Origin of the sequence: Herpetosiphon llansteffanensis, assembly GCF_003205875.1 — a bacterium.
Lineage (GTDB): Bacteria > Chloroflexota > Chloroflexia > Chloroflexales > Herpetosiphonaceae > Herpetosiphon > Herpetosiphon llansteffanensis.
Genome location: NZ_PUBZ01000089.1, coordinates 38972 through 58792 on the forward strand (window position 1 = coordinate 38972; position 19821 = coordinate 58792).

Here is a 19821-nt window from a genome sequence, read left to right on the forward strand (position 1 = left end):
CCCCGTTTCTGACGGCGCGATGGAGATATGTTGGGTTATGGCGCGAGTAAAGATTATTACCGATAGCACTGCTGATATTCCACCAGCCTTGGCACAAGAGCTGAACATCACCGTGATTCCAATTCATGTGCATTTTGGTGATCAGACGTTGCGAGCTGGAATCGACATTAGCAACGAGCAGTTTTATCGGCGGATGGCCGAGGGTGGGCCGTATCCTTATACGACTGCACCAGCACCAGGAGTGTTTGAACAGTATTATCGTCAATTTTCCCGTGAATATGACGGGGTCTTTTCAATTCACTTGTCGAATCGCTTTGGCGGCGTAGTTAAATCGGCAACGATTGCCCGCGATAAATTGCCAGCCTCGCTGACGCGGGTTGAGGTCATCGATAGCACCTCGACCTCGTTGGGTTTGGGTATGGTAGCAATCGCCGCAGCGCGGGCAGCACTCGATGGCGCATCACTTGATGAAGTGCATCGCACTGTGATGCAAACTATTCAATTGACCCACGTGGTGTTTTTTGTCGATTCAATTGATTATCTTGAACGTAGCGGGCGTTTATCGCAAGCCTCGGCAATGCTTGGCTCGATGCAACGAATCAAGCCTTTGCTGATTCTTGATGATGGTGAAATTGTGCCCTACGATCGCACCCGCACGCGAGCCAAAGCAATTGAAGGCTTATTTACCTTTATTGAGGATTTCCCCAAAGTCGAGCAGGTAGCAATTATGCACAGCACCACGCCCGATGATGTGGAAAAATTGCTTGAGAAGATCGACCCGATCTATCCTCGCGATCAGGTCATGATTGTGGAATATGGGCCAGCGCTTGGCGCACATCTTGGGCCAAATGCAATGGGTGTCGTGGTTTACGAAGGTGTCGAGTAAGCCAGCGCCGCCAAGCAACTGCGCAGCAACCAATCAATAAACCAAAGCAATACCCCACGCAGCGCCATTTTCGGCTATTATACGGCTGCGTGGGGTAGCTATTCCCTTAGCGAGCAGGGTGCTGGCAGTGTCGCCGAACGCCGCTCGCTACGATTTGGCTAAAATAAAGCCAGAAGGAGGCCAAGTGGCGATTATTGTAACCGACAGTACTGCTGATATTCCGCCAGGGTTGGCAGCAGAACACGACATTCATGTAATTCCATTAACGGTTAATTTTGATGCAGAATCGTTCTCCGATGGAGTCGAAATTACCCACGATCAATTTTATACCCGCCTCGTTGCCAGCAACAATTTGCCAACCACGTCGCAGCCCTCAGTTGGGGCCTTCGAGCAACTGTATCGCGCAATTGGCAACGACGAACCAATTATCTCGATTCATATTGCTGGCAAATTGAGCGGCACGATTCGCTCAGCCCAACAAGCAGCCGAATTATTGCCCGATTTCGATATTCGGGTGATTGATGTTCAAAGCACCACCATGTCGCAAGGCTGGGCAGCGCTCTTAGCAGCCCGCGCCGCCAAAGAAGGCAAATCGGCTGATGAAATTGAAGCCTTAGTCCATAGCATCGTCGAGCGCACCCGCTTGCTGGCAGCCTTGGATACCTTGCGCTACCTCGAAAAAGGTGGCCGAATTGGCAAAACCCGCGCATTGCTCGGAACGTTGCTCAACGTCAAGCCGATTATCGACGTGCGCGATGGCGAAGTTAAGCCGTTCGAGCAAGTGCGCAGCAAGAAAAAAGCAGTGGCCCGCTTGATCGAAGAAGCGCGCAACATGGCTCCGTTTGAAGAATTGGCAGTGCTCTATTCGCGCAACGAGGAAGAAGCGCAAGAGTTTGCCCAAAGCCTCAACGAAATTTTCCCCGCCGAACGGATTGTGCTGGCCGAAATTGGCGCAGTTGTGGGAACCCACATCGGGCCAGGCGCTTTAGGCTTCACTGGCGTACGTAAGAATAAATAGGCGATCAGGAATCAGGGGTCAGGGATCAGGCTTGAAATGGTGTACCTGATCCCTCATCCTGTGCAATGCAGCTTGAAACCACAAAGAGCACGAAGCTTGAAACCGCAAAGATCGCGAAGGCCCCTTTTCGCCACAGATTGCCACAGATTGGTGGGATTATGTTCCCAGAGCCAATAGCCATCCTTCACTCTGCGCCGCTGCGTTAAAAACTACAATATTTTTAGCCACGAATTCCACAAATTGCACGAATAATGTTCCGATAGCCCAAAGCCATTTCCCCTTCGTGCTCTTCGCGTTCTTCGCGGTTAAATTTCATCCTTCATCCCTCATCCTTCTATCTTGAATTCATCCCTCATTCTTCATCCTTAACAACAGCGACTTAAGTCATAGCTAGTCGTGCTATAATCGTTCTAAATAGCATAACAAGATTGCTCAATGGTGCGCGACACTCGCATCATTGTTATAGGAGCGCATAGCACCATGGGCTTGTTTGGGAAACGGGCGGATGCGCCAACACAAGAGGCAGTCTTAGCTGCCCTTGCAACGGTGCAAGAGCCAGAACTCGGCGGCAATTTAGTTGCCCGCAAAATGATCAAAGAACTGACCATTGATGGCGGACGCGTCGTCGTCTTAGTCGATCTGACCACGCCAGCCTGTCCGTTCAAGGACCAGTTGGCCAACGATGTGCGCGCAGCTTTGGCCCAAGTGCCTGGCGTAAGCGAAATCGAGGTCGATTTTACTGCCACTGTGCGTTCATACAATGGGATTCCTGATAAAGCCCGCGTACCCGGCGTGAGCCATATTTTGGCTGTGGCTTCGGGCAAGGGCGGCGTAGGCAAATCAACAGTTGCGGTTAATCTTGCGGTCGCTTTGGCCCAAGAAGGCGCACGGGTTGGCTTGCTCGATGCAGATATTTATGGGCCAAGCGCTCCGTTGATGACTGGCGCACGCGGCAAGCCAGGCATTACCGAAAATCAAAAAATTGCCCCGCTCGAAGCGCACGGCATCAAAATCATTTCGGTGGGCTATTTTGTTGATGATAGCCAACCCTTGGTTTGGCGTGGGCCGATGATTTCATCGATGTTGCGTCAATTTTTGTTCGAGGTCGATTGGGGCCAGCTCGATTATTTGGTCGTCGATTTGCCCCCGGGCACTGGCGATATTCAATTAACGTTGGCCCAAGCGATTCCGCTTTCAGGCTCGGTTGTGGTAACGACACCGCAAGATGTAGCCCTTGCTGATGCGATTAAAGGCGTTGAGATGTTCCGCAAGTTGAATGTACCCATCTTGGGAATTGTCGAGAACATGAGCTACTTTATCGCGCCCGACACTGGCAAGCGCTACGACATTTTTGGCCATGGTGGCGCTCGAACCGCCAGCACCAAATTGGGTGTACCCTTCTTAGGCGAGATTCCGTTGGGTATGTCAATTCGCGAAGGTGGCGACACCGGCCAGCCAGCGGTTACCCAAACAGCCAAAGATGCCTATGCAGAAGCCTTCCGCGATGTTGCGCGCACGCTCGCAGGCCGCATCAGTATTGAAACCATGGTGGCGGCCTAGCGCCTTGCCACTGGCAACGCTTCAATGACGCATGGCTACAGCTATGCGTCATTGTTGTCTGAAAGAGCAAGCCGATGATGCCGATTGAACTACTGGAAAGCCCTCAAACCAGCCAAATTCACGCAACTGCCCCTGCCCACGATGCCCATGGGCGGCGGATTAATTACCTGCGCATTTCACTAACCGACCGCTGTAATTTCCGCTGTTTCTACTGTATGCCTGAATGGGGCATGCAATTTGCACCCAAACCAGAATTACTGACCAATGACGAATTGATTCGTTTGGTGCGAATTATGGCCCAAACTGGCTTTGAAAAGATTCGCCTAACTGGCGGCGAGCCAACCTTGCGCCGCGATTTGGTTGGGCTGGTCGAAGCAATTGCCAATATCCCAGGCATTAATGAAGTTTCGATGACCACCAATGCCTTATTACTAGCTCCAATCGCCCAGCAATTGGCCGATGCAGGCCTCAAGCGAGTCAATATCAGCATCGATTCGCTCAACCCAGAAAACTTCCGCAAAATTACGCGTGGCGGCGATTTGGCCCGCGTTTGGGCTGGGATCGAAGCAGCAGAACAAGCTGGGTTGACTCCACTCAAACTCAATTGTGTGATTGTGCGCGGCGTAAATGACCAAGAAGTGCTCGATTTGGCCCGCCTGACGATCGATAAACCATGGCAAATGCGCTTTATCGAGGTGATGCCGTTGGTGGGCGTGGCCGATGTGGCCGATAACGGCGTAGTGCCAAGCAATGAATTAATTGGCCAAATTGAGGCCAACTTGGGCCTCGATTTCCTTGGCTGGTATGGAGCCGACCCTGCGCGCACCTATCAAATTCCTGGGGCACAAGGCAAAATTGGCTTTATTAGCTCGATTAGCGATCCGTTTTGTGCCACCTGCAATCGTATGCGGCTCACAGCCGATGGCAAATTGCACCTGTGTTTGCTGCGCGATAATGAGCTTGATCTGCGGTCGGCGCTGCGTAGCCAAAGCAGCGACGAAGAGCTAGCTGCCTTGGTTCGGCATGCAGTTTGGATCAAACCATGGGGCCATGGTTTGCCCGATGGGGTTAAGCCAACCATACGTGGGATGTCGGAATTAGGCGGGTAATAGTGGAGAAGCAAGCACATGCCAAACCCATTACGCATCAGCGCCAACGAATTGCTGAGCAGCGATCAAGCAACGACCTTTGCCTATGTTTGTCGGTTTGAAAATAACCGCGAGTGGTGGCTACCAGTCACCCATACTCAACACATCAGCGGCGCGGGCGTTGGCGCAATCTACGAGGAACACGCCAAAGTGGCGGGGATTCCGATGAAAATGCAGTTAAAAGTTTATCACTACGAGCCACCAAAACAGATCAAATTTACAATTAGCTCGGCGTTAATGCAATCGGATATGGATTATCAGTTTGTGGTTGAGCCAGCAGGCACACGCTTAATCATTAGCACGGCGATTGATTTCAAGTGGTTTTTGCGGCCATTTGCCCCGCTGATGCGTTCTGCATTAATCAAAGAAGCCAGCCAACATTTGAGCGTGCTCAAGCGCGTGTTGGCCCAAAAAACTGCGCAAGCGAGCGGTTAATAAGCAACTTTTTTGCTTAGGTCACCCAAACTTTATGGTATCCTATACAAAACTTAGACGCTGAGGTCAACGTTGTTGCTCGGCGTTTTTTGTTGTTGAAAGGATAGTGGCGCAATGGCGCGTACTGATCAAACCACTGAATCGGAAGTTTTAGCAGGTAGTAGCCGGGTTTTACGCTTTGCCTATTGTGTGCTGGCAATTTCTGCTGGCGCGCGGGCTTTGTTTCAAGTTGCCACCAAATTCAATCAAGCGCCGCTGGCCTATGGCTTAACTACCATCGCCGCGTTAATTTATGGAATCGCTTTCTTAGGCTTTGGGCGACGCTCACCGCAAGCATGGCGCGTAACCATGGCGGTGTGTGCGGTTGAGCTGTTGGGCGTGATTACGGTTGGCATTTTGACCTTAATCGAACGCGATTGGTTTCCAAAAGATACGGTTTGGAGCGATTTTGGCATTGGCTATGGCTTTACGCCATTAATCTTGCCAATCGCTGGGCTATGGTTATTGCTGCGTCAAGAAACCCGCGAAGCCTATGGCGTTGCCAATAAATCCTGAACCGCAGCCACAACCGCTGACCACTCGCGACTCGACGGATCGATTAACTCAAAATGATGAGCGTTTGGTAGCGCTACCAGCCGCACATCATCGCCAGCAGCCAGTGCTTGGGCAACATAGCTTTGGCTGATGCCAAACGGTACTGGCCCGTCATCGGTGCCATGCAGCACGATTTGGGGCACGCCCAACGGCAATAAGGCAACTGGCGAAGCATCGTGGTAGCGTTCGGGATAGTCGGCCGGCGAGCCGCCCAATAATTCTTGCACCGCTTGTTGGCTCAAACGACGTTGATCAGCCAAGGCCAAATCGGCAACCCCAGCCAAACTGACAACGCCTTGTAATGCTAAAGGTGCTGCTTGCCAAAGCGGGCTGGTTGGGGCAAGTTTCGAGCGTGCAGCCAGCCATAAGGCCAAATGACCACCAGCAGAATGGCCCAAGCCAATCACACTTTGAGCATCAATGGGATAGGTTTGGGCCAACTGGGGCACAAAATCGGCAGCTTGAGCAACATCAATAAAGGTATTGGGCCAACCACCGCCATTGCCAACCCGCCGATATTCGATATTCCACGTCGCATAGCCAAGTGCAGTCAGTGCAGCACAAACGTGGCCAATATGCTCAAGATCATAGCGAGCGCGCCAAAAACCACCATGGACAACGATGACCACAGGAAATGGCCCACTGCCAGCTGGCAAGCGCAAATCGCCAAATTGCAACGGATCAGCAGCATACCAAATTCGCTGATCAGCAGGCGGCGCGGCCTGAGCCAAAATCGAATCACTCATCGGCTATTCCTAAATGCTTAAAAAATACATACTTGTTAATAAAGTTTTAAAGGCGAATAGGACTGTTGGCCTATAGTCAATTAGGGCTTAGCATAGCACGATCTACCCATTATTTCCATTTAACTGCCAAGTTTGCAGTCACGGAGGAGTGTCTGGTATGTTCATTCGAAGGATGATGTTTGTTCTGCTCGTTATTTTTAGCTTGAGCACGGTTTCGGCAAAGCCGCTCGAAACGAGCGCACCTGAAGCCTCAGTCGTCGCTAGCCCAGCCGCAACCAACGCCTACAACATGCGCGCTGGCTTTCCAGCAACCAAGCCCAATGGCTCCTATTTTTCGTCACCAACCGTCGTCGATTTGTTCAAAGATGGCTCGCCGGAAATTCTCTCCGCCGATGCAACTGGCTGTATTTGGGGCCATAACATTTATGGTCAAGTGCTGCATGGCTTCCCATGGATGACCGGCGGCGCATGCGCCAACACTCCACGGGTGAACGGCTCGTTAGTAGTCGCCGATATTAACCAAGATGGCTTGCTTGAAATTGTGGTTGGAACGCGCGGCAAAGGCACTGCTGTCGGCCAACGCGGCAAAGTTTTTGTCTATCAACGCAATGGCGCAATCTTGAGCGGCTGGCCCAAAGAGATGGATTGGGCTTATATCACTAATGGCAATTTCCCCGAAGTTGTGCACGTTGCAGTTGCCGATATTATTGGCGATGGCAAACTTGAAGTGATTGCAACCACGACCAACGAAGCTGGCAACAATACCAATTTCGCGCCAAATGTCTATGCATGGTCGTCGAACGGAACGATCCTCAATGGCTATCCCCGCAGTGCCGACAAAGGTTCGGGCATTTGGGGCCACCCAGCCTTGGCCGACATCGATAACAACGGCCATTCGGAAATTTTGGTTGGCCGCGATGAAATCTATTTCTATCGCTACAATGGTGATGGTAACCAATATCCAGGCTGGCCAATTCGCACCTATACCAACGTCAATCAAACTACTTGGAACACCCACGATTATCTGGAGTTTACCCGCTCTGGGCCAGCAGTCGCCGACTTAGATGGCGATGGCAGTTACGAGGTTATTGCAGCAGGCAAAGTGCGTACGCCCGATGGTTTACCCGATAACAACTACGACCCCCAAATTGCTAGCGCGGTGATTGTGACCGAGCCAAACGGCACACGGCGCGCAGGCTGGACTGATGCCAAACGCGCAGGCGCACCGTTGGATGTGAACTTCACGCCCAATAACCCAATTGTTGTCGCCGATTTGGATGGCGATGGCATCAAAGAATTTGTCGTGACCTTCGATGATGGCACGATTCGCGCCTATCGCGAAAATGGGGTCCAAATGTGGTCGTTCTTCTATGCCCAAGAGCCGGTTGCTGGTGCACCAACCCGCAAAGTCTTTGGCAGCGAAGTAACGATTGCCGATGTAACTGGCGATCGCAAAATCGACATTGTGTTTGGCACCTATTCATTCGATCGAATTTATGCGGGAATTGTGGGTCTGTACGCGCTCGATGCTCGTACCGGAACCTTGCACAGCGGTTTTCCATTATCGCTGCCCAATGAAGGCCCATCGAACGATAACAGCGCTGGCTCGCAAAAAGGCATTCAAGCTGCGCCAACCATCGCCGATATTGACAACAATTGTTATGTTGAGATTTTGGCCCATAGCCGAGCTGGCAATATTTATGTTTGGGAAACCCCAGGCCGTAATTTGCCCGAATTAATGCCTTGGCCAATGAGCCGCCAAGATTTACAGCGTACCGCGTGGGTCAAAAACCCTGCGCCAGAAGCACCACGCCAACAAGTGTATGCTCCAGAGCAACTGCAAGGTGGCGATTACAAGGCCTATTTGCCAATTACTCGCACTGGCTGCGATTTCTAAATTCAGTGCCAGCGCAGGGATGGTCGAGCCATCCCTGCGCTTTTTTAATTATTGCAATGGAAGGCTAGGATCAATTTTGTAGCTTTGGACAATCCGTTGCAGGTCGGGCTGCAAGCTCTCAAATTGCTCAAGTGGCACCAAAATCTGAATCATGCTGAGATATTTGCCATCGCGGCGCACATAGCCATCGCCACTCATCGCCAGCAAGCTTTGCGGATCAACGAAACTATAGGAAACATAGGTTGTGCCATCTGCTTGCTTGACTGGCTGATCAAGATTAAACTCCGCCGACTCACCCACAATTTGGCTAATAAAATCGTTTAAAAACTCTTCATCGTTCGTAATCAAGTTTTCGCTATCCTCAACCACCAGCAATTGAATAAACGCTTGTTCTAAGGGATCGACCCAAAACAGCAGATTATTGCCTGCATCAACGCTATCGCGTAGTTGCCAATCGCTCGGTACATCAATTGAAAAAGCCTTGGTTGGATTGGTGTAGGTTTGCAGTTCGTTGATCACGATAAAGGATGTGCTATCGCCTGGAATATTTGCCAAATCGTCGATGGTTGGGGTTACTTGTGGACGTGGGGCAACCGTCGCTGGAATGGTGGGAGTAGCTGATGGCATGAGCAAAACTGGCTCAGCAGTAGCTGTGGCCGCTTGGGCAACCTGTTCGGTTGGTGGCACGGTTGTGGCCGTCGCGTCACCACAAGCGACCAAACTACAGATCAGCAAAAAATAGCCAATAAACCGCATAGAAACTCCTTCCGACCAAATTGGTCGGCTCAATGACGGTTTAGAGTGTACTCGATTTCGGCTTAGGCTAATTCGCCGCGTTGCCAAAGCGCCAATTGCTGCAATTCTTCGTAATAATCAGCCACACAGGCAATTCCTGCTTGAATGCCATCATCAAGGTGCAGGAGATCGGCCATACTCATGCGATTCACATCGGGGCTGAACAGCAGATCAGGCGGCGTTTCACGCAAGCGTTGCAAGGTAATTTGATGCACCATTATACCAATCGCCCGTTCGGCCAAGGCTAATTGAGTGAGTGGAACCCAGCGCCGCCACGAAAAAAGGCTGCTTTGGGCAGCACTGCTAACTTCAAATTGATCAAATTCGCCAATGAGATTGACCGCAATCACTCGTTCAGCCCCAAGTTGACGAGTTATGTCAATTGGCAAATTATTGCGAATGCCGCCATCGGCCAAAATATATTTATCGATGCGGCGCGGCGGAAACACGCCAGGCACGGCAGCACTCGCCAGCGCTGCTTCAACCAACGAGCCACGTTGCAACACAATCTCATGGCCAGTTACCAAATCAACCGCCACCGCTGCATAGGGAATTGGCAAATCCTCGATTAACTGGTCGCCCAATAATTCGCTAAGCACGCCAGCCAATTTTTCCGAGCCAATCAAGCCCCAGCTGGCCGGATCGAGGCTGAGAATTCGGCGCAATGGAGTCGAGCGAAAGGCTTGCTCGATGGTGGTAGCGTTGTAGCCCGCCGCCACAACCGCGCCAATAATTGCGCCAATGCTAGTTCCGGCCACCATATTCGGTTGAATGCCAACCCGTTCTAGCTCGTGCAGCACGCCAATATGAGCGCTGCCCTTGCCGCCACCGCCACCAAGGCACAAGCCGATTGTCCGTTGCATAGCTCAACTCCTGAGTAAATGACGCACTGCGTTATAGTATATCACAAAGGACGCAAATAACACCAAGGCTTTTTAGCCACGAATTCCACGAAAGACGAAACCGCGAAGAGCGCGAAGACCGCCAAGGCTTTTTAGCCATAGATTGACACAGATTATTAGGATTATGTTCTATGTTCTATGTGTACTGGTTCATAGCATTAACCATCGCCTGATCCCCTCACCCCAACCCCTCTCCCGTGCGCGGGCGAGGGGCTTAATCGTGCGATTCTATCGCGATGCGTGATAGAAAACGGTCGGCTCCCCCTCGCCCGCGTGCAGTGGGAGAGGGGGTTGGGGGTGAGGGGACATGATCGCCAATTCAATGAACCAGTACATCTATGCTCTTCATCCCTCATCCCTCATCCCTCATCCTTCACTACCCCTCATGGTTACCCTATCTCGGCAATTGTGCAATCTTAATAACTCTGTTACTGTTTTGAGTAACGCTATTATGTGGAGAGTCTGGCATATGTCCTCAGCATCAGGATCGCAGCTTGACAATGCTGACCGAACCGAGACACTACAAGAGCTAGGGCTCCTTGATGTTTCTTTCGACCCAGCCTTTGATCGATTGACCCGTTTAGCAAGCAAGGTGCTGCAAGCACCAGTTTCATTACTTTCCTTAGTTGAACATCATCGCCAATATTTTAAAAGTCATGTTGGCTTGGCCGAGCCTTGGGCAGAACGGCGCGAAACGCCTTTGAGCCATTCATTTTGCCAACACGTGGTCAGCAATGGCCATGAGTTAGTTGTCACCGATGCCCGCGAACATCCTTTAGTTCACGATAACCTAGCCATCCCCGACTTGGGCGTGATTAGCTATGCTGGCATGCCGATTCGCAGCGATGGCCATGTGCTTGGCTCGTTCTGTGTGATCGATAGCAAACCACGGGTTTGGACAGTTGAAGAACTCGATATTTTGCATGAATTTGCTGAATTGTTGATGACTGAGCTTAAATTGCGCCAAGAAATTCGCACCCATCAACACGATATTCGCGAACGTGATCGCCTGCAAACCGAGATTATTGGCTTGCAACAAAACCTGCTCGATGAGCTTTCAACGCCGTTGATTCCGCTGAATGATCAAGTGTTGGTTGCACCCTTGATTGGCGCACTCGATCAGCAACGAGCGCAACGTATGACTGAGGCAGTCTTATCGGGAGTTGGCAAATATCGCGCCGATTTCGTGATTCTCGATATTACGGGCGTGCCAGTTTTGGATACCTATGTGGCTTCGTTGTTGGTGCAAACCTCGCAAGCAATTCAGCTGCTTGGGGCGCGTATGGTGCTGACTGGCTTGCGGCCTGAAATTGCCCAAACCATCGTCAGCGTTGGCCTCGATTTGCGCAGCGTTGTGACCTATAGCACGTTGCAACAAGGCATCGAATATACGTTTCGGCGTAAATAACTGCACTGCTTAATCAAATGACGGCGGAGCGCAAACTCCGCCGTGTTGCGTTTAAGCAGCGTTGCGTTTGAATTTGCGTTGCAGGGCTTGGCTGAAAAATTGCAGCGCATCGAGTTTAAGCCACCACAATAAGCCCAAATAGATTAAGCCACTGCCGCCGCCCGCCACAATCAGCACCAGCAGCGCATTCAATTTGCTGGGCGTGGTTGGCAACACTTGTAATAGCCCCCAACATGTTGCCGCCATGACCAAGGCGGCCATTGCAATTTTGACGCTCGCTAGCAGCATAGCTTGGCCATCAAAAACCCGCAGGCGGCGATGTGCCACGACGGCCATTACCAACGCGTGGATGGTTAATTGAGCCACGTTGCCAGCAATCAGGCCATACATGCCCCAATGGCGATAGCTCAAACCAGCCACCAAAAAATAGCTAGCAATCGCTGGAGCTTGCACCAAATTGGGCAACAAGGTGTTCTTGCGGGCATAAAAGGCGAAAATTAATGGCTGATCGATCGCTGCCGCCAACATGCTTGGCAAATATGCCAGCAACACCAAGGCTGTAACTCGGGTATTTTCTGGGCTAAACTTGCCACCTTCAAACAAAATTCGCAGCACTGACTCGCCTAAAAAGCCAAAAATCACCAACATTGGCACAATTAGCAGCAACACCACTTTTAGCCCAATGCCTAAGATGCGACGAAAACCAGCTTCATCGCCATCGCTGTTGAGCCGCGCGAGCGTTGGCAAAATCGCAATCGAGATGGCCGCTGAAACTAAGCCCAAGGCAAATTGAATAAAAGTTGTGGCATTGCGCATATACGATGCAGATAGGTCATCGATGCTGCCCGCCAGCTGACGATCGATCAATGTGCCAATAAACGAAAAGCTAATGCCAAGCGCAACTGGCGCATAGAGTAAACCGATTCGGCGCACGCCTGGGTGGCGCAAACGCAGCATCGGGCGCAATCGTGCACCGCGCAAAGCTGGCAATTGCAAGCCAACTTGGGCCAACGCTCCAGCCACCATCGCCCAACCCAACACCCGCGCATCCTGCGGCCAAAACCAAATCAGCACAATCAAGGCCAAATTAAACACGGTCGAGGTAAAGGCAGGCAACGAAAAACGCCGTTGGGCTTGCAATAAGCCAGTCAGCACGCCCGACAAGCACATAAAAACCACGGCGATGACCATTGAGTGCAACATCGATACGCCAAGGTTGAGCATGGTTGGGCTAGCAACAATCTTAGAAGCGAGTACCTGATTAATTGGCTCAGCAAAGAGCCAAACTAGCCCACCCAAAAAGCTCAAAACAAGGCTGAGAATGGTCAAAATTGTGTTGATAATTTGCCATAAATCGCCATCATCATGCTGATCGATGTAATCGCTGAGCACTGGAACAAGCGCCGCGCTGACCAAGCCACCAACTAAAAAATCGTAGAGCTGGGTTGGCACGGCGCTGAGCAACGAATACAGGCTGGTTTCTGCGCCAACGCCAAAATTGTGATTGATAACTTTATCGCGGACGAGGCCAAGGATGCGGCTGGCAAAATTGCCAACCATTAATAACAAAGCGGCTAGCGCAATACTGCGGCCAGCCGTTGCTTGGGCTTTGGTTTCGAGTTTGGTGTTCATGCAAAAAGTGTCGTTTCTGGCTGATCGTTCAATCCGAACGAAGGATAGACGCGGTGTAAATAGGCGGTATTAAACCAATCGTGTTGGTCAAGGAATTGCTGCCAATCGTGGCGCTGCGTGGCGTGAGCATCTAATGCTGCGCGCTTGGTTTCGGCAAACTCACTCACATCAATAATCGTCGTTGCAGGCAAGGGATCGGGGAAATTGCCGCTGCTCGCCGAATTAATCACCCGATCGCTGCCCGGCGCAACGCTCTGATAATATAAGCGCGGCTGCTCGCTGCTTGGATTCAAGGCCATATATTGAGCAAAAGCTTGGGTTGTGGCCATGCTAATTGCAATATGATCAGGATGGCCATAAATTCCATCGGGGCCAAACGTCAAAACAATTTCTGGCTGCTCCGCATTCAGCACTTCAACAATTTTATCGCGCAATTCGCTGGCATTTGCCAACGCCAAGCCACCATCGGGATAATCCCAGACGATGCTGCGATCGACTCCAATTGCTTGACATGCTTGATGCAGCTCCTCTAGTCGCACCGAACCCAAATGTTCAGGATCAATTTCCAGCTCAGGGCTAATATCGCCGCGTTCGCCATGGGTTGCGGTAATAATCACAACGCGATAGCCAGCAGCACGGGCTTGGGCAAGCACACCAACAGGGCCAAAAGCTTCATCATCGGGATGCGCCCAAACAGAAAGAATGGTTGGCATAGTTAAGATAGTCCTCGACTAAGCAGGCTCTAGCAGGTTTAAATCAAAGATGCGGCTAAAAATCCGAATAACTCGTTGTTGCACATCGCTCAAAGCTGGCGCGACCGGCAAAAGCTCGGCCAACGACGTTACGCCATAATCGTGAATGCCACAGGGCACGATGGCCGCAAAATCATCCAAATTGGTCGTAACATTCAGGGCAAAGCCATGCGAGGTAACGCCACGGGTGTTCGAGCGCACACCAATCGCGGCAATTTTGCGATCGCCGACCCAAACCCCGGTATAGCCAGCAAAGCGCCGCGCACTCAGGCCATATTCCGCCAGCAGTTCGATAATCACTGCTTCGAGCATGCGCAGATATTGGTGTAAATCGCGGCCATGATCGCGAATTTGCAAAATTGGGTAGCCCACCAACTGGCCTGGGCCATGATAGGTAATATCGCCACCGCGATCAACCTCGATTAAGGCTGCGCCGCGTTGTTGCAAGCTTTCTGGGCTGACCAACAAGTGATCGTAGCCGCCAGAACGCCCAATCGTGTAGGTTGTTGGGTGCTCCAACAACACCAAGGTATCGGGAATAGTATCGGCGCTGCGTTGGCTCACTAAGTTGCGTTGCAAGTCCCACGCAGCTTGATAATCGAGCATGCCAAGAATTTGCACAGCCAATTGGCGTTGCACTTGTTGAATCGTCATAAAGGCATCAAGCTAATCATATCGCCGCCGAATGGTGATGGTTGGCTCAGCCGAGCGCCATAGGTTGCTGGTTCGCTCGCCGCCCAATCTACATAATCGGCGCTATATTGGCCATTAAAATAGACATGCACCACTTGATTGTGGGTCACGCGGCTCATCGCATCCCACACTTCATTATCGTCGTGGGAATATGCCACCAGCATGGCACGCTCAGGTGCAAATTCATCTTCCTCTGGCGGAATCACCAAGCCCAGCCATTGATTCGGATAGCGGGCTTCGATGATTTCGATGGCTTCTGTATGGCCGCGGGTTTCCATCGCGGTATAGGGGCAACCACAATTGCAACTCACGCCACATTCGGCGGTGCCACATTTGCCGGTTGAAACGCGTCCGCCGTGGTCGGCAGTGGTTAATTGAATTAAAACAGGCATAGCTTAAACTCACAAATTGAGAACAAACGCTCTGCGAGCATGATAGCACAATCAGCTTATTTGCAACCAGATCGCTAGCAATTAAGGAATTTCTGCTATACTAGCACGCTAGTTAGCCGCACATTGCGCGCAAACCTAGTTGCTTATGCTCCGTCAATGCCAAGCAATCAAGCGGAGGTACGATACACAATGAAGAGTGTTGATCCAACCCAAGCATCCTTAGCACCGGAAGATGCCGAGGCCCTGCTGCGCAGCTTGCAAGCTCGTTTTGAGCAATTCATGCAGCGCCATCCAACGCTGGAATGGGCCAAGATTGAAGCAAAACTTGCAGCCCAACCCGCCAAACTGTGGTCGCTCAACGAAATGGAGCGTACTGGTGGCGAGCCAGATGTGGTTAGCTACGATGCAGCAAGCGATCAATATCTGTTTTACGATTGTTCGGTCGAAACTCCTAAATATCGCCGTAGCATCTGTTATGATCGCGAAGCGCTGAATGCGCGCAAAGAACATAAACCAGCAACCAGTGCCCAAGATATGGCAGCGGAAATGGGGATTGAATTGCTGAGCGAAGCAGATTATTGGGCCTTGCAACAGCTTGGCGCATTCGATACCAAAACATCAAGCTGGCTTCAAACCCCACCTGCAATTCGCGATCATGGCGGCGCGCTCTTCGGTGATTATCGCTACAAACATGTTTTTATCTATCATAGTGGTGCAGATTCATATTATGCGGTACGCGGCTTTCGTGGCTTGTTGCGCGTCTAAAGCCAGCTTGTTTAATATCGCGGCATCCTATGCTACGCCAATAGAAAGGTCGATCAATGGTTGGACGTGAACTTTATCGGTTGTTGCAATGCCCTACCTGTAACTCACGGGATTTGGCGGTGTATGCTGAGCATGTGCTATGCGCTGGCTGCCGCAACGAATATCCCATTCACAAGGGCTACATTGATTTAATGCCGCGCCAAACTGAATTTGATTATATTTCAAAATATGTTTCCGAAGAAGAAAGCATGGGCGAGGAGCTTGATTATCGTGAGATGGCTCCCCCATTGCTGGCAGCAGGCGTGCGCCATCGCCAAATTCGGCGCATGTTGGCGCTCAAGCCCACTGATATTGTGTTTGATAATGCTTGTGGCAATGGGCGCTTTGGCTTGTGGAACGCTGATGCGGTTGGCTTGATTGTTGGCAGCGATCCAGCGGTGCTTTTCGCCGACCAAGCGCTAGCCGAGATGGAATTGGCCCAAGCTGATTCGCGGCGCTTGCCATTTGTCGATGGTGCATTCGATAAATCGCTCTCAGTCGATGTGCTCGAACACTTCCCGCGCGACGTGATCCACGATTATTTGGTCGAAACTGCGCGCGTGTTGCGGGTTGGCGGTCGAGTGGCAATCTTCTCGAATACCCGCGAAATGTCGCCAATTCAGCCGATCATCAATATTTCCAAGCGCTTGGGCAAATTCTTTGTCAAGCAAGGCGTTTACGATTTCGAGCGCGAAGCACGGCGTAAATCCGACCACATCAAAGACCTCAAAACGTGGGATGATGTGGAAGCGGCCTTGGTTGAAGCAGGCTTGAAGCCGGTTAAAGTGGTATTTTGGAATAGCGTTTTCACCTCATTTGTCGAGCATGTGCTGATGAAACTGGGCGAATCGCTGATTGCTAAGCGCAAAACCGCCAAAGCCACCATTGCTCCGGTGCTAACCGATGAGGCCGTCAATGCCTCGGCTGGTGCCCAACGCGAAATCGTGGCCCGCCGCGCAATGCGTCGCCACCTGACCAAAAACTCGCCAATTTATTGGGCGCTATATCTGGTCACACTGCTGATGGAGCTTGATTTGTGGTTGTTTGGCTGGATGCGCACCGGCCCGTATTTTGTGTTGGCCGAGAAGGTCGAAGGCCGCTATGTGCCAGCGCCCTTGCCCGCCGAAGAATAAAAAAAAAGCCCTGTTGCTCAGTTGAGCAGCAGGGCTTTTTTTGGTTAATCGAATTTCTATTGTTATACAGATAATAATCCCATCAAACATTGACAGTTCACATATTCAATTGCTATAGTAAGTTTAACGCTTTTTTGTAATAATTTACATAAAAAGGAACTACTATGAGCAAAGTAACTATTACACGTATTGAATTTAAGAACTTCAAAGCTTTTTCTCGCTATTCAATCTCCCTGAGCAAGATGAATGTTTTAGTTGGCCCAAATAATTCAGGTAAATCAACAATTCTTAATGCAATTCGCGTATTAAATGCTGGTATTCGGCGCGCAAATGCCAAAAATGCAGTTCCTGTAGCAGGTCCAGAAGGCTATACATATGGCCATATTATTCCAACCGATAGTATACCAATCTCATTGGAGAATGTTCATACAAATTACGATGAAAGTACGCCTACAACAATTATTTTTCATCTATCAAATAATACAAAATTAATGTTGTATTTTCCAATTGATGGTAATCCTGTGTTCATCCCCATGGATGGCTCTAAATCCGCGCGAACTGCCAGTCACTTTAAAAAGATTTTCCCTCTAAAAGTAGATTTTGTGCCTGTTATGGGACCAGTAGAATATAAAGAGGAATTGATTAGTAAGCAGACTGTTCAAAATGGTTTAGTTACGCATCGTGCTTCACGCCACTTTAGAAATTATTGGTACTATTTTCCAGAAAAATTTGAGGATTTTTCAGAAAAAATTAGAAAAACTTGGCCCGGAATGGATATAAAATTTCCAGAAATTATTGATCATTCAAGTTTAGTAATGTTTTGTAGTGAAAATAGGATTGACCGTGAAATATATTGGTCTGGCTTTGGATTTCAAATCTGGTGTCAACTAATGACCCATATTGTTCGTTCAAGCGATGCAGATCTTCTAGTTATCGATGAACCAGAAATATATTTACATCCAGACCTACAACGACAACTCTTATTTATTTTAAAAGAAATACAGCCCAATATTTTGCTTGCAACTCATTCAGCTGAAATTATATCTGAATCTGACCCATTAGATATTGTTATAATTAATAAAAGCTTAAATCATTCTCAACGACTAAAAGATATTGACCAAATTCAACATGCAATGAATATATTAGGATCAAACCAAAATATTGCATTAACGAGGCTATCAAAAACAAGAAGAGTTTTGTTTATTGAAGGTGATGATTTCAAAATTTTAAGTAAATTTGCTCAAAAAACAGATTTCCCTGAATTAGTAAATAAGATAGATTTGACAGTTGTTCCGATCAAAGACTTCGTTCGATGGGAAGATGTGCGATCATTGATATGGGGCATCGAACAAACCCTTGGAACATCTCTAGCTTTAGGCACAATCCTTGATCGAAATTATCGTTGTGATGAAGAAGTACAATCTATCCATAATGAATTAAAAAGTAATTTAAAATTCCTGCATATTTATAAAAGAAAAAATATAGAAAGTTATTTAATTAATATTGATGTTATTGATAGAGTTCTCAAAAAGAAGCTCGTTGACAATCCAGAAAATCCAAATATCTACACTGAAAATTTTATAACTATCTTGAATACAATAACAGATACATTGAAACCCGAATTTCAAACGCATTATATTTCCAATCGAATCAAATTTTTCAATAAATCATCATTAGATCAAACAAGCATTATAAATCAGGCATTACTATCATTCGAAGAACAATGGATTGATATAGAAAAAAGGATGAATTTAATTGATGGCAAACTAGTGTTATCTGAAATTAATACCTATTTACTCAATAAATATAATATTACTATAACCAATCAAAATATTATTTCAGAATTCAAACCAAACGAAATACCCGAAGAGATAGTACAATTATTTCGTAATCTAGATAGATTTCGTCGAATGCCGATCCAATAGCAATTATTCGCAGCATTCATCGTTTTCGTGGCGCACGATCATGCTAATTGGTAGGATTGTGTTTTCGCTGCTTGGCGTTTTGCCTTCGATCATTTCGATCAACACATTGGCGGCGGTTGTGCCCAAATCGTACATTGGCTGGTGCAGCGAGGTCATGCTGGGGTTGAGGCTGGCAGCAGTTGGCACATCATCAAAACACACCACGGTTATATCATCGGGAATCCGTAGCCCAGCTTCATGCAAGGTGCGCAATACCCCAGTTGCCATCACTGCACTGCTGACGAACAACGCGGTTGGGCGTGGTTGCAAAGCCAACAGTTGCTGAATCGCGCTTTGACCGCCGTGCTCGCTCTCTGCGCCAGTCACAATCAAGGCTGGGTGAATTGGCAAGCCGGCCTCACGATAGGCCTGTTGATAGCCCTCAATTTGATCGTGGCTAGCTGGAGCGTGCAATGAGCCAATAATCATGCCAACCGATTCATGGCCAAGTGCCAGCAAATGCCGCACCGCTTGATAGCTGCCAGCAAAATGGTCAATATCAACCGTCACGATATGGTGCAAAAGCGGGTGTTTGCCAACCAAAACCATCGGCACACGATCAGCAATCAGCTGCGGCAGCAAGGGATCATTGATCGTATTAGGAATTACGATGCGGCCATCGACGCTGCGGCCATGCAGCAATTTGGTCGCTGGATCATCAGCCCGATTGGCGCTATCGAGCGAGACCATCAAAACGTAGCCCTTGGCATTACAGGCCTCGGTCATGCCTTGTAGCAAATTCGAGAAGGTCGGATTGCGAAAGATCGTCGCGGTGGTTTCGGAGATAAACACAGCAATAACTTTGGGGCGTTGCCCAGCCAAGGTTCGGGCCGCTGCCTGCGGCGTATAATGATGCTCCTGCATCACTGCCAAGACCCGTTCGCGCACCTCGGCGCGCACATGCGGCTGATTGTTCAGCACCCGCGAAACAGTCGCGATCGAAACCTGAGCAATTTCGGCAATTTGTTCAATCGTAATTGATGGCATAATCCGACCTTCTAAACAACTTCTATTTGGAATGCTCGAAACCGCGTCCAAGCCTGATGGCGCAATATTTGCTGC

Annotated in this window: 19 protein-coding genes; 11 read left to right on the forward strand and 8 right to left on the reverse strand. The window is 49.5% G+C overall.

All coding sequences use genetic code 11. From position 1 onward, the window contains the following. Positions 1–37: 37 nt before the first annotated feature. From C5S61_RS10715 to C5S61_RS10740, 6 genes are all read left to right on the forward strand, one after another. The gene (locus tag C5S61_RS10715; protein ID WP_110515050.1) at positions 38–886 is read left to right on the forward strand and encodes a DegV family protein; all 849 of its coding nucleotides are present in this window, start codon (positions 38–40) and stop codon (positions 884–886) included. A gap of 184 nt (positions 887–1070) precedes the next feature. Then, positions 1071–1904 (forward strand): DegV family protein, encoded by an 834-nt coding sequence (locus C5S61_RS10720; RefSeq protein ID WP_164689359.1) that lies wholly within the window; start codon positions 1071–1073, stop codon positions 1902–1904. 480 nt (positions 1905–2384) lie between these two features. Beyond that, a complete protein-coding gene (gene apbC / locus C5S61_RS10725) occupies positions 2385–3464 on the forward strand; it encodes an iron-sulfur cluster carrier protein ApbC (RefSeq protein ID WP_110515052.1) in 1080 nt (359 codons plus the stop codon). Between the two features lie 74 nt (positions 3465–3538). Continuing rightward, positions 3539–4573: a GTP 3',8-cyclase MoaA gene (gene moaA / locus C5S61_RS10730; RefSeq protein ID WP_110515053.1), complete on the forward strand. Its 1035-nt coding sequence runs from the start codon at positions 3539–3541 to the stop codon at positions 4571–4573. 18 nt (positions 4574–4591) lie between these two features. Beyond that, the gene (locus C5S61_RS10735; protein WP_110515054.1) at positions 4592–5047 is read left to right on the forward strand and encodes an SRPBCC family protein; all 456 of its coding nucleotides are present in this window, start codon (positions 4592–4594) and stop codon (positions 5045–5047) included. A gap of 114 nt (positions 5048–5161) precedes the next feature. Continuing rightward, positions 5162–5602: a hypothetical protein gene (locus C5S61_RS10740; RefSeq protein WP_110515055.1), complete on the forward strand. Its 441-nt coding sequence runs from the start codon at positions 5162–5164 to the stop codon at positions 5600–5602. Here the strand turns inward: C5S61_RS10740 and C5S61_RS10745 are convergent. Then, positions 5578–6387, reverse strand: a complete 810-nt coding sequence (locus tag C5S61_RS10745; protein ID WP_110515056.1) for an alpha/beta hydrolase family protein — start codon at positions 6385–6387, stop codon at positions 5578–5580. The two genes, C5S61_RS10740 and C5S61_RS10745, sit on opposite strands and share 25 nt — an antisense overlap. 157 nt (positions 6388–6544) lie before the next feature. On the opposite strand from C5S61_RS10745, the gene C5S61_RS10750 reads away from it, so the two are divergent. Further along, the gene (locus C5S61_RS10750) at positions 6545–8284 is read left to right on the forward strand and encodes an FG-GAP repeat domain-containing protein (protein ID WP_110515057.1); all 1740 of its coding nucleotides are present in this window, start codon (positions 6545–6547) and stop codon (positions 8282–8284) included. Between the two features lie 48 nt (positions 8285–8332). Here C5S61_RS10750 and C5S61_RS10755 read toward each other — a convergent pair whose 3' ends face one another. After that, positions 8333–9040: a hypothetical protein gene (locus C5S61_RS10755; RefSeq protein WP_110515058.1), complete on the reverse strand. Its 708-nt coding sequence runs from the start codon at positions 9038–9040 to the stop codon at positions 8333–8335. A gap of 62 nt (positions 9041–9102) precedes the next feature. Continuing rightward, entirely contained in the window at positions 9103–9942 is an 840-nt protein-coding gene (locus tag C5S61_RS10760) for a patatin-like phospholipase family protein (RefSeq protein ID WP_110515059.1), read from the reverse strand. A 508-nt stretch (positions 9943–10450) separates the two neighbouring features. Here C5S61_RS10760 and C5S61_RS10765 point away from each other — a divergent pair. Further along, entirely contained in the window at positions 10451–11389 is a 939-nt protein-coding gene (locus tag C5S61_RS10765; RefSeq protein ID WP_164689361.1) for a GAF domain-containing protein, read from the forward strand. A gap of 51 nt (positions 11390–11440) precedes the next feature. Here the strand turns inward: C5S61_RS10765 and murJ are convergent, their stop codons facing one another. Genes murJ through C5S61_RS10785 form a run of 4 tightly spaced genes read right to left on the reverse strand, consistent with a single transcriptional unit; the run spans position 11441 to position 14858 of the window. Beyond that, positions 11441–13021, reverse strand: coding sequence for a murein biosynthesis integral membrane protein MurJ (gene murJ / locus C5S61_RS10770; protein WP_110515061.1), 1581 nt, complete (start codon positions 13019–13021; stop codon positions 11441–11443). Beyond that, positions 13018–13734 carry a PIG-L deacetylase family protein gene (locus C5S61_RS10775; protein WP_110515062.1) on the reverse strand — a complete coding sequence of 239 codons (717 nt, stop codon included), beginning with the start codon at positions 13732–13734 and terminating at the stop codon, positions 13018–13020. Before C5S61_RS10775 ends, murJ begins: the two co-directional genes overlap by 4 nt. 18 nt (positions 13735–13752) lie before the next feature. Beyond that, a complete protein-coding gene (gene lipB, locus C5S61_RS10780) occupies positions 13753–14427 on the reverse strand; it encodes a lipoyl(octanoyl) transferase LipB (protein ID WP_110515063.1) in 675 nt (224 codons plus the stop codon). Continuing rightward, positions 14424–14858 carry a hypothetical protein gene (locus C5S61_RS10785; protein WP_110515064.1) on the reverse strand — a complete coding sequence of 145 codons (435 nt, stop codon included), beginning with the start codon at positions 14856–14858 and terminating at the stop codon, positions 14424–14426. The genes lipB and C5S61_RS10785 overlap by 4 nt, the downstream gene beginning before the upstream one ends. Before the next feature lie 189 nt (positions 14859–15047). Here C5S61_RS10785 and C5S61_RS10790 point away from each other — a divergent pair, with 189 nt between their 5' ends. The 3 genes from C5S61_RS10790 (at position 15048) to C5S61_RS10800 (ending at position 18720) form a co-directional block, all read left to right on the forward strand. Continuing rightward, positions 15048–15623: a DUF4256 domain-containing protein gene (locus tag C5S61_RS10790; protein WP_110515065.1), complete on the forward strand. Its 576-nt coding sequence runs from the start codon at positions 15048–15050 to the stop codon at positions 15621–15623. Positions 15624–15679: 56 nt separating this feature from the next. Then, a complete protein-coding gene (locus tag C5S61_RS10795) occupies positions 15680–16795 on the forward strand; it encodes a class I SAM-dependent methyltransferase (RefSeq protein WP_110515066.1) in 1116 nt (371 codons plus the stop codon). A gap of 164 nt (positions 16796–16959) precedes the next feature. Then, positions 16960–18720 (forward strand): ATP-dependent nuclease, encoded by a 1761-nt coding sequence (locus tag C5S61_RS10800; protein WP_110515067.1) that lies wholly within the window; start codon positions 16960–16962, stop codon positions 18718–18720. A 3-nt stretch (positions 18721–18723) separates the two neighbouring features. Here C5S61_RS10800 and C5S61_RS10805 read toward each other — a convergent pair whose 3' ends face one another. Continuing rightward, positions 18724–19746, reverse strand: coding sequence for a LacI family DNA-binding transcriptional regulator (locus C5S61_RS10805; protein ID WP_110515068.1), 1023 nt, complete (start codon positions 19744–19746; stop codon positions 18724–18726). Positions 19747–19821: the final 75 nt, after the last annotated feature.

Excerpts from the sequence above, each read along its gene's own strand:
- C5S61_RS10775 (WP_110515062.1), bottom strand. The coding sequence starts at position 13,734 with ATGCCAACCATTCTTTCTGTTTGGGCGCATCCCGATGATGAAGCTTTT.
- C5S61_RS10750 (WP_110515057.1), top strand. The coding sequence starts at position 6,545 with ATGTTCATTCGAAGGATGATGTTTGTTCTGCTCGTTATTTTTAGCTTG.
- C5S61_RS10765 (WP_164689361.1), top strand. The coding sequence starts at position 10,451 with ATGTCCTCAGCATCAGGATCGCAGCTTGACAATGCTGACCGAACCGAG.
- C5S61_RS10760 (WP_110515059.1), bottom strand. The coding sequence starts at position 9,942 with ATGCAACGGACAATCGGCTTGTGCCTTGGTGGCGGTGGCGGCAAGGGC.
- C5S61_RS10740 (WP_110515055.1), top strand. The coding sequence starts at position 5,162 with ATGGCGCGTACTGATCAAACCACTGAATCGGAAGTTTTAGCAGGTAGT.
- C5S61_RS10735 (WP_110515054.1), top strand. The coding sequence starts at position 4,592 with ATGCCAAACCCATTACGCATCAGCGCCAACGAATTGCTGAGCAGCGAT.
- lipB (WP_110515063.1), bottom strand. The coding sequence starts at position 14,427 with ATGACGATTCAACAAGTGCAACGCCAATTGGCTGTGCAAATTCTTGGC.
- C5S61_RS10715 (WP_110515050.1), top strand. The coding sequence starts at position 38 with ATGGCGCGAGTAAAGATTATTACCGATAGCACTGCTGATATTCCACCA.
- C5S61_RS10745 (WP_110515056.1), bottom strand. The coding sequence starts at position 6,387 with ATGAGTGATTCGATTTTGGCTCAGGCCGCGCCGCCTGCTGATCAGCGA.
- C5S61_RS10805 (WP_110515068.1), bottom strand. The coding sequence starts at position 19,746 with ATGCCATCAATTACGATTGAACAAATTGCCGAAATTGCTCAGGTTTCG.
- murJ (WP_110515061.1), bottom strand. The coding sequence starts at position 13,021 with ATGAACACCAAACTCGAAACCAAAGCCCAAGCAACGGCTGGCCGCAGT.
- moaA (WP_110515053.1), top strand. The coding sequence starts at position 3,539 with ATGATGCCGATTGAACTACTGGAAAGCCCTCAAACCAGCCAAATTCAC.
- C5S61_RS10755 (WP_110515058.1), bottom strand. The coding sequence starts at position 9,040 with ATGCGGTTTATTGGCTATTTTTTGCTGATCTGTAGTTTGGTCGCTTGT.
- C5S61_RS10790 (WP_110515065.1), top strand. The coding sequence starts at position 15,048 with ATGAAGAGTGTTGATCCAACCCAAGCATCCTTAGCACCGGAAGATGCC.
- C5S61_RS10795 (WP_110515066.1), top strand. The coding sequence starts at position 15,680 with ATGGTTGGACGTGAACTTTATCGGTTGTTGCAATGCCCTACCTGTAAC.
- apbC (WP_110515052.1), top strand. The coding sequence starts at position 2,385 with ATGGGCTTGTTTGGGAAACGGGCGGATGCGCCAACACAAGAGGCAGTC.
- C5S61_RS10800 (WP_110515067.1), top strand. The coding sequence starts at position 16,960 with ATGAGCAAAGTAACTATTACACGTATTGAATTTAAGAACTTCAAAGCT.
- C5S61_RS10785 (WP_110515064.1), bottom strand. The coding sequence starts at position 14,858 with ATGCCTGTTTTAATTCAATTAACCACTGCCGACCACGGCGGACGCGTT.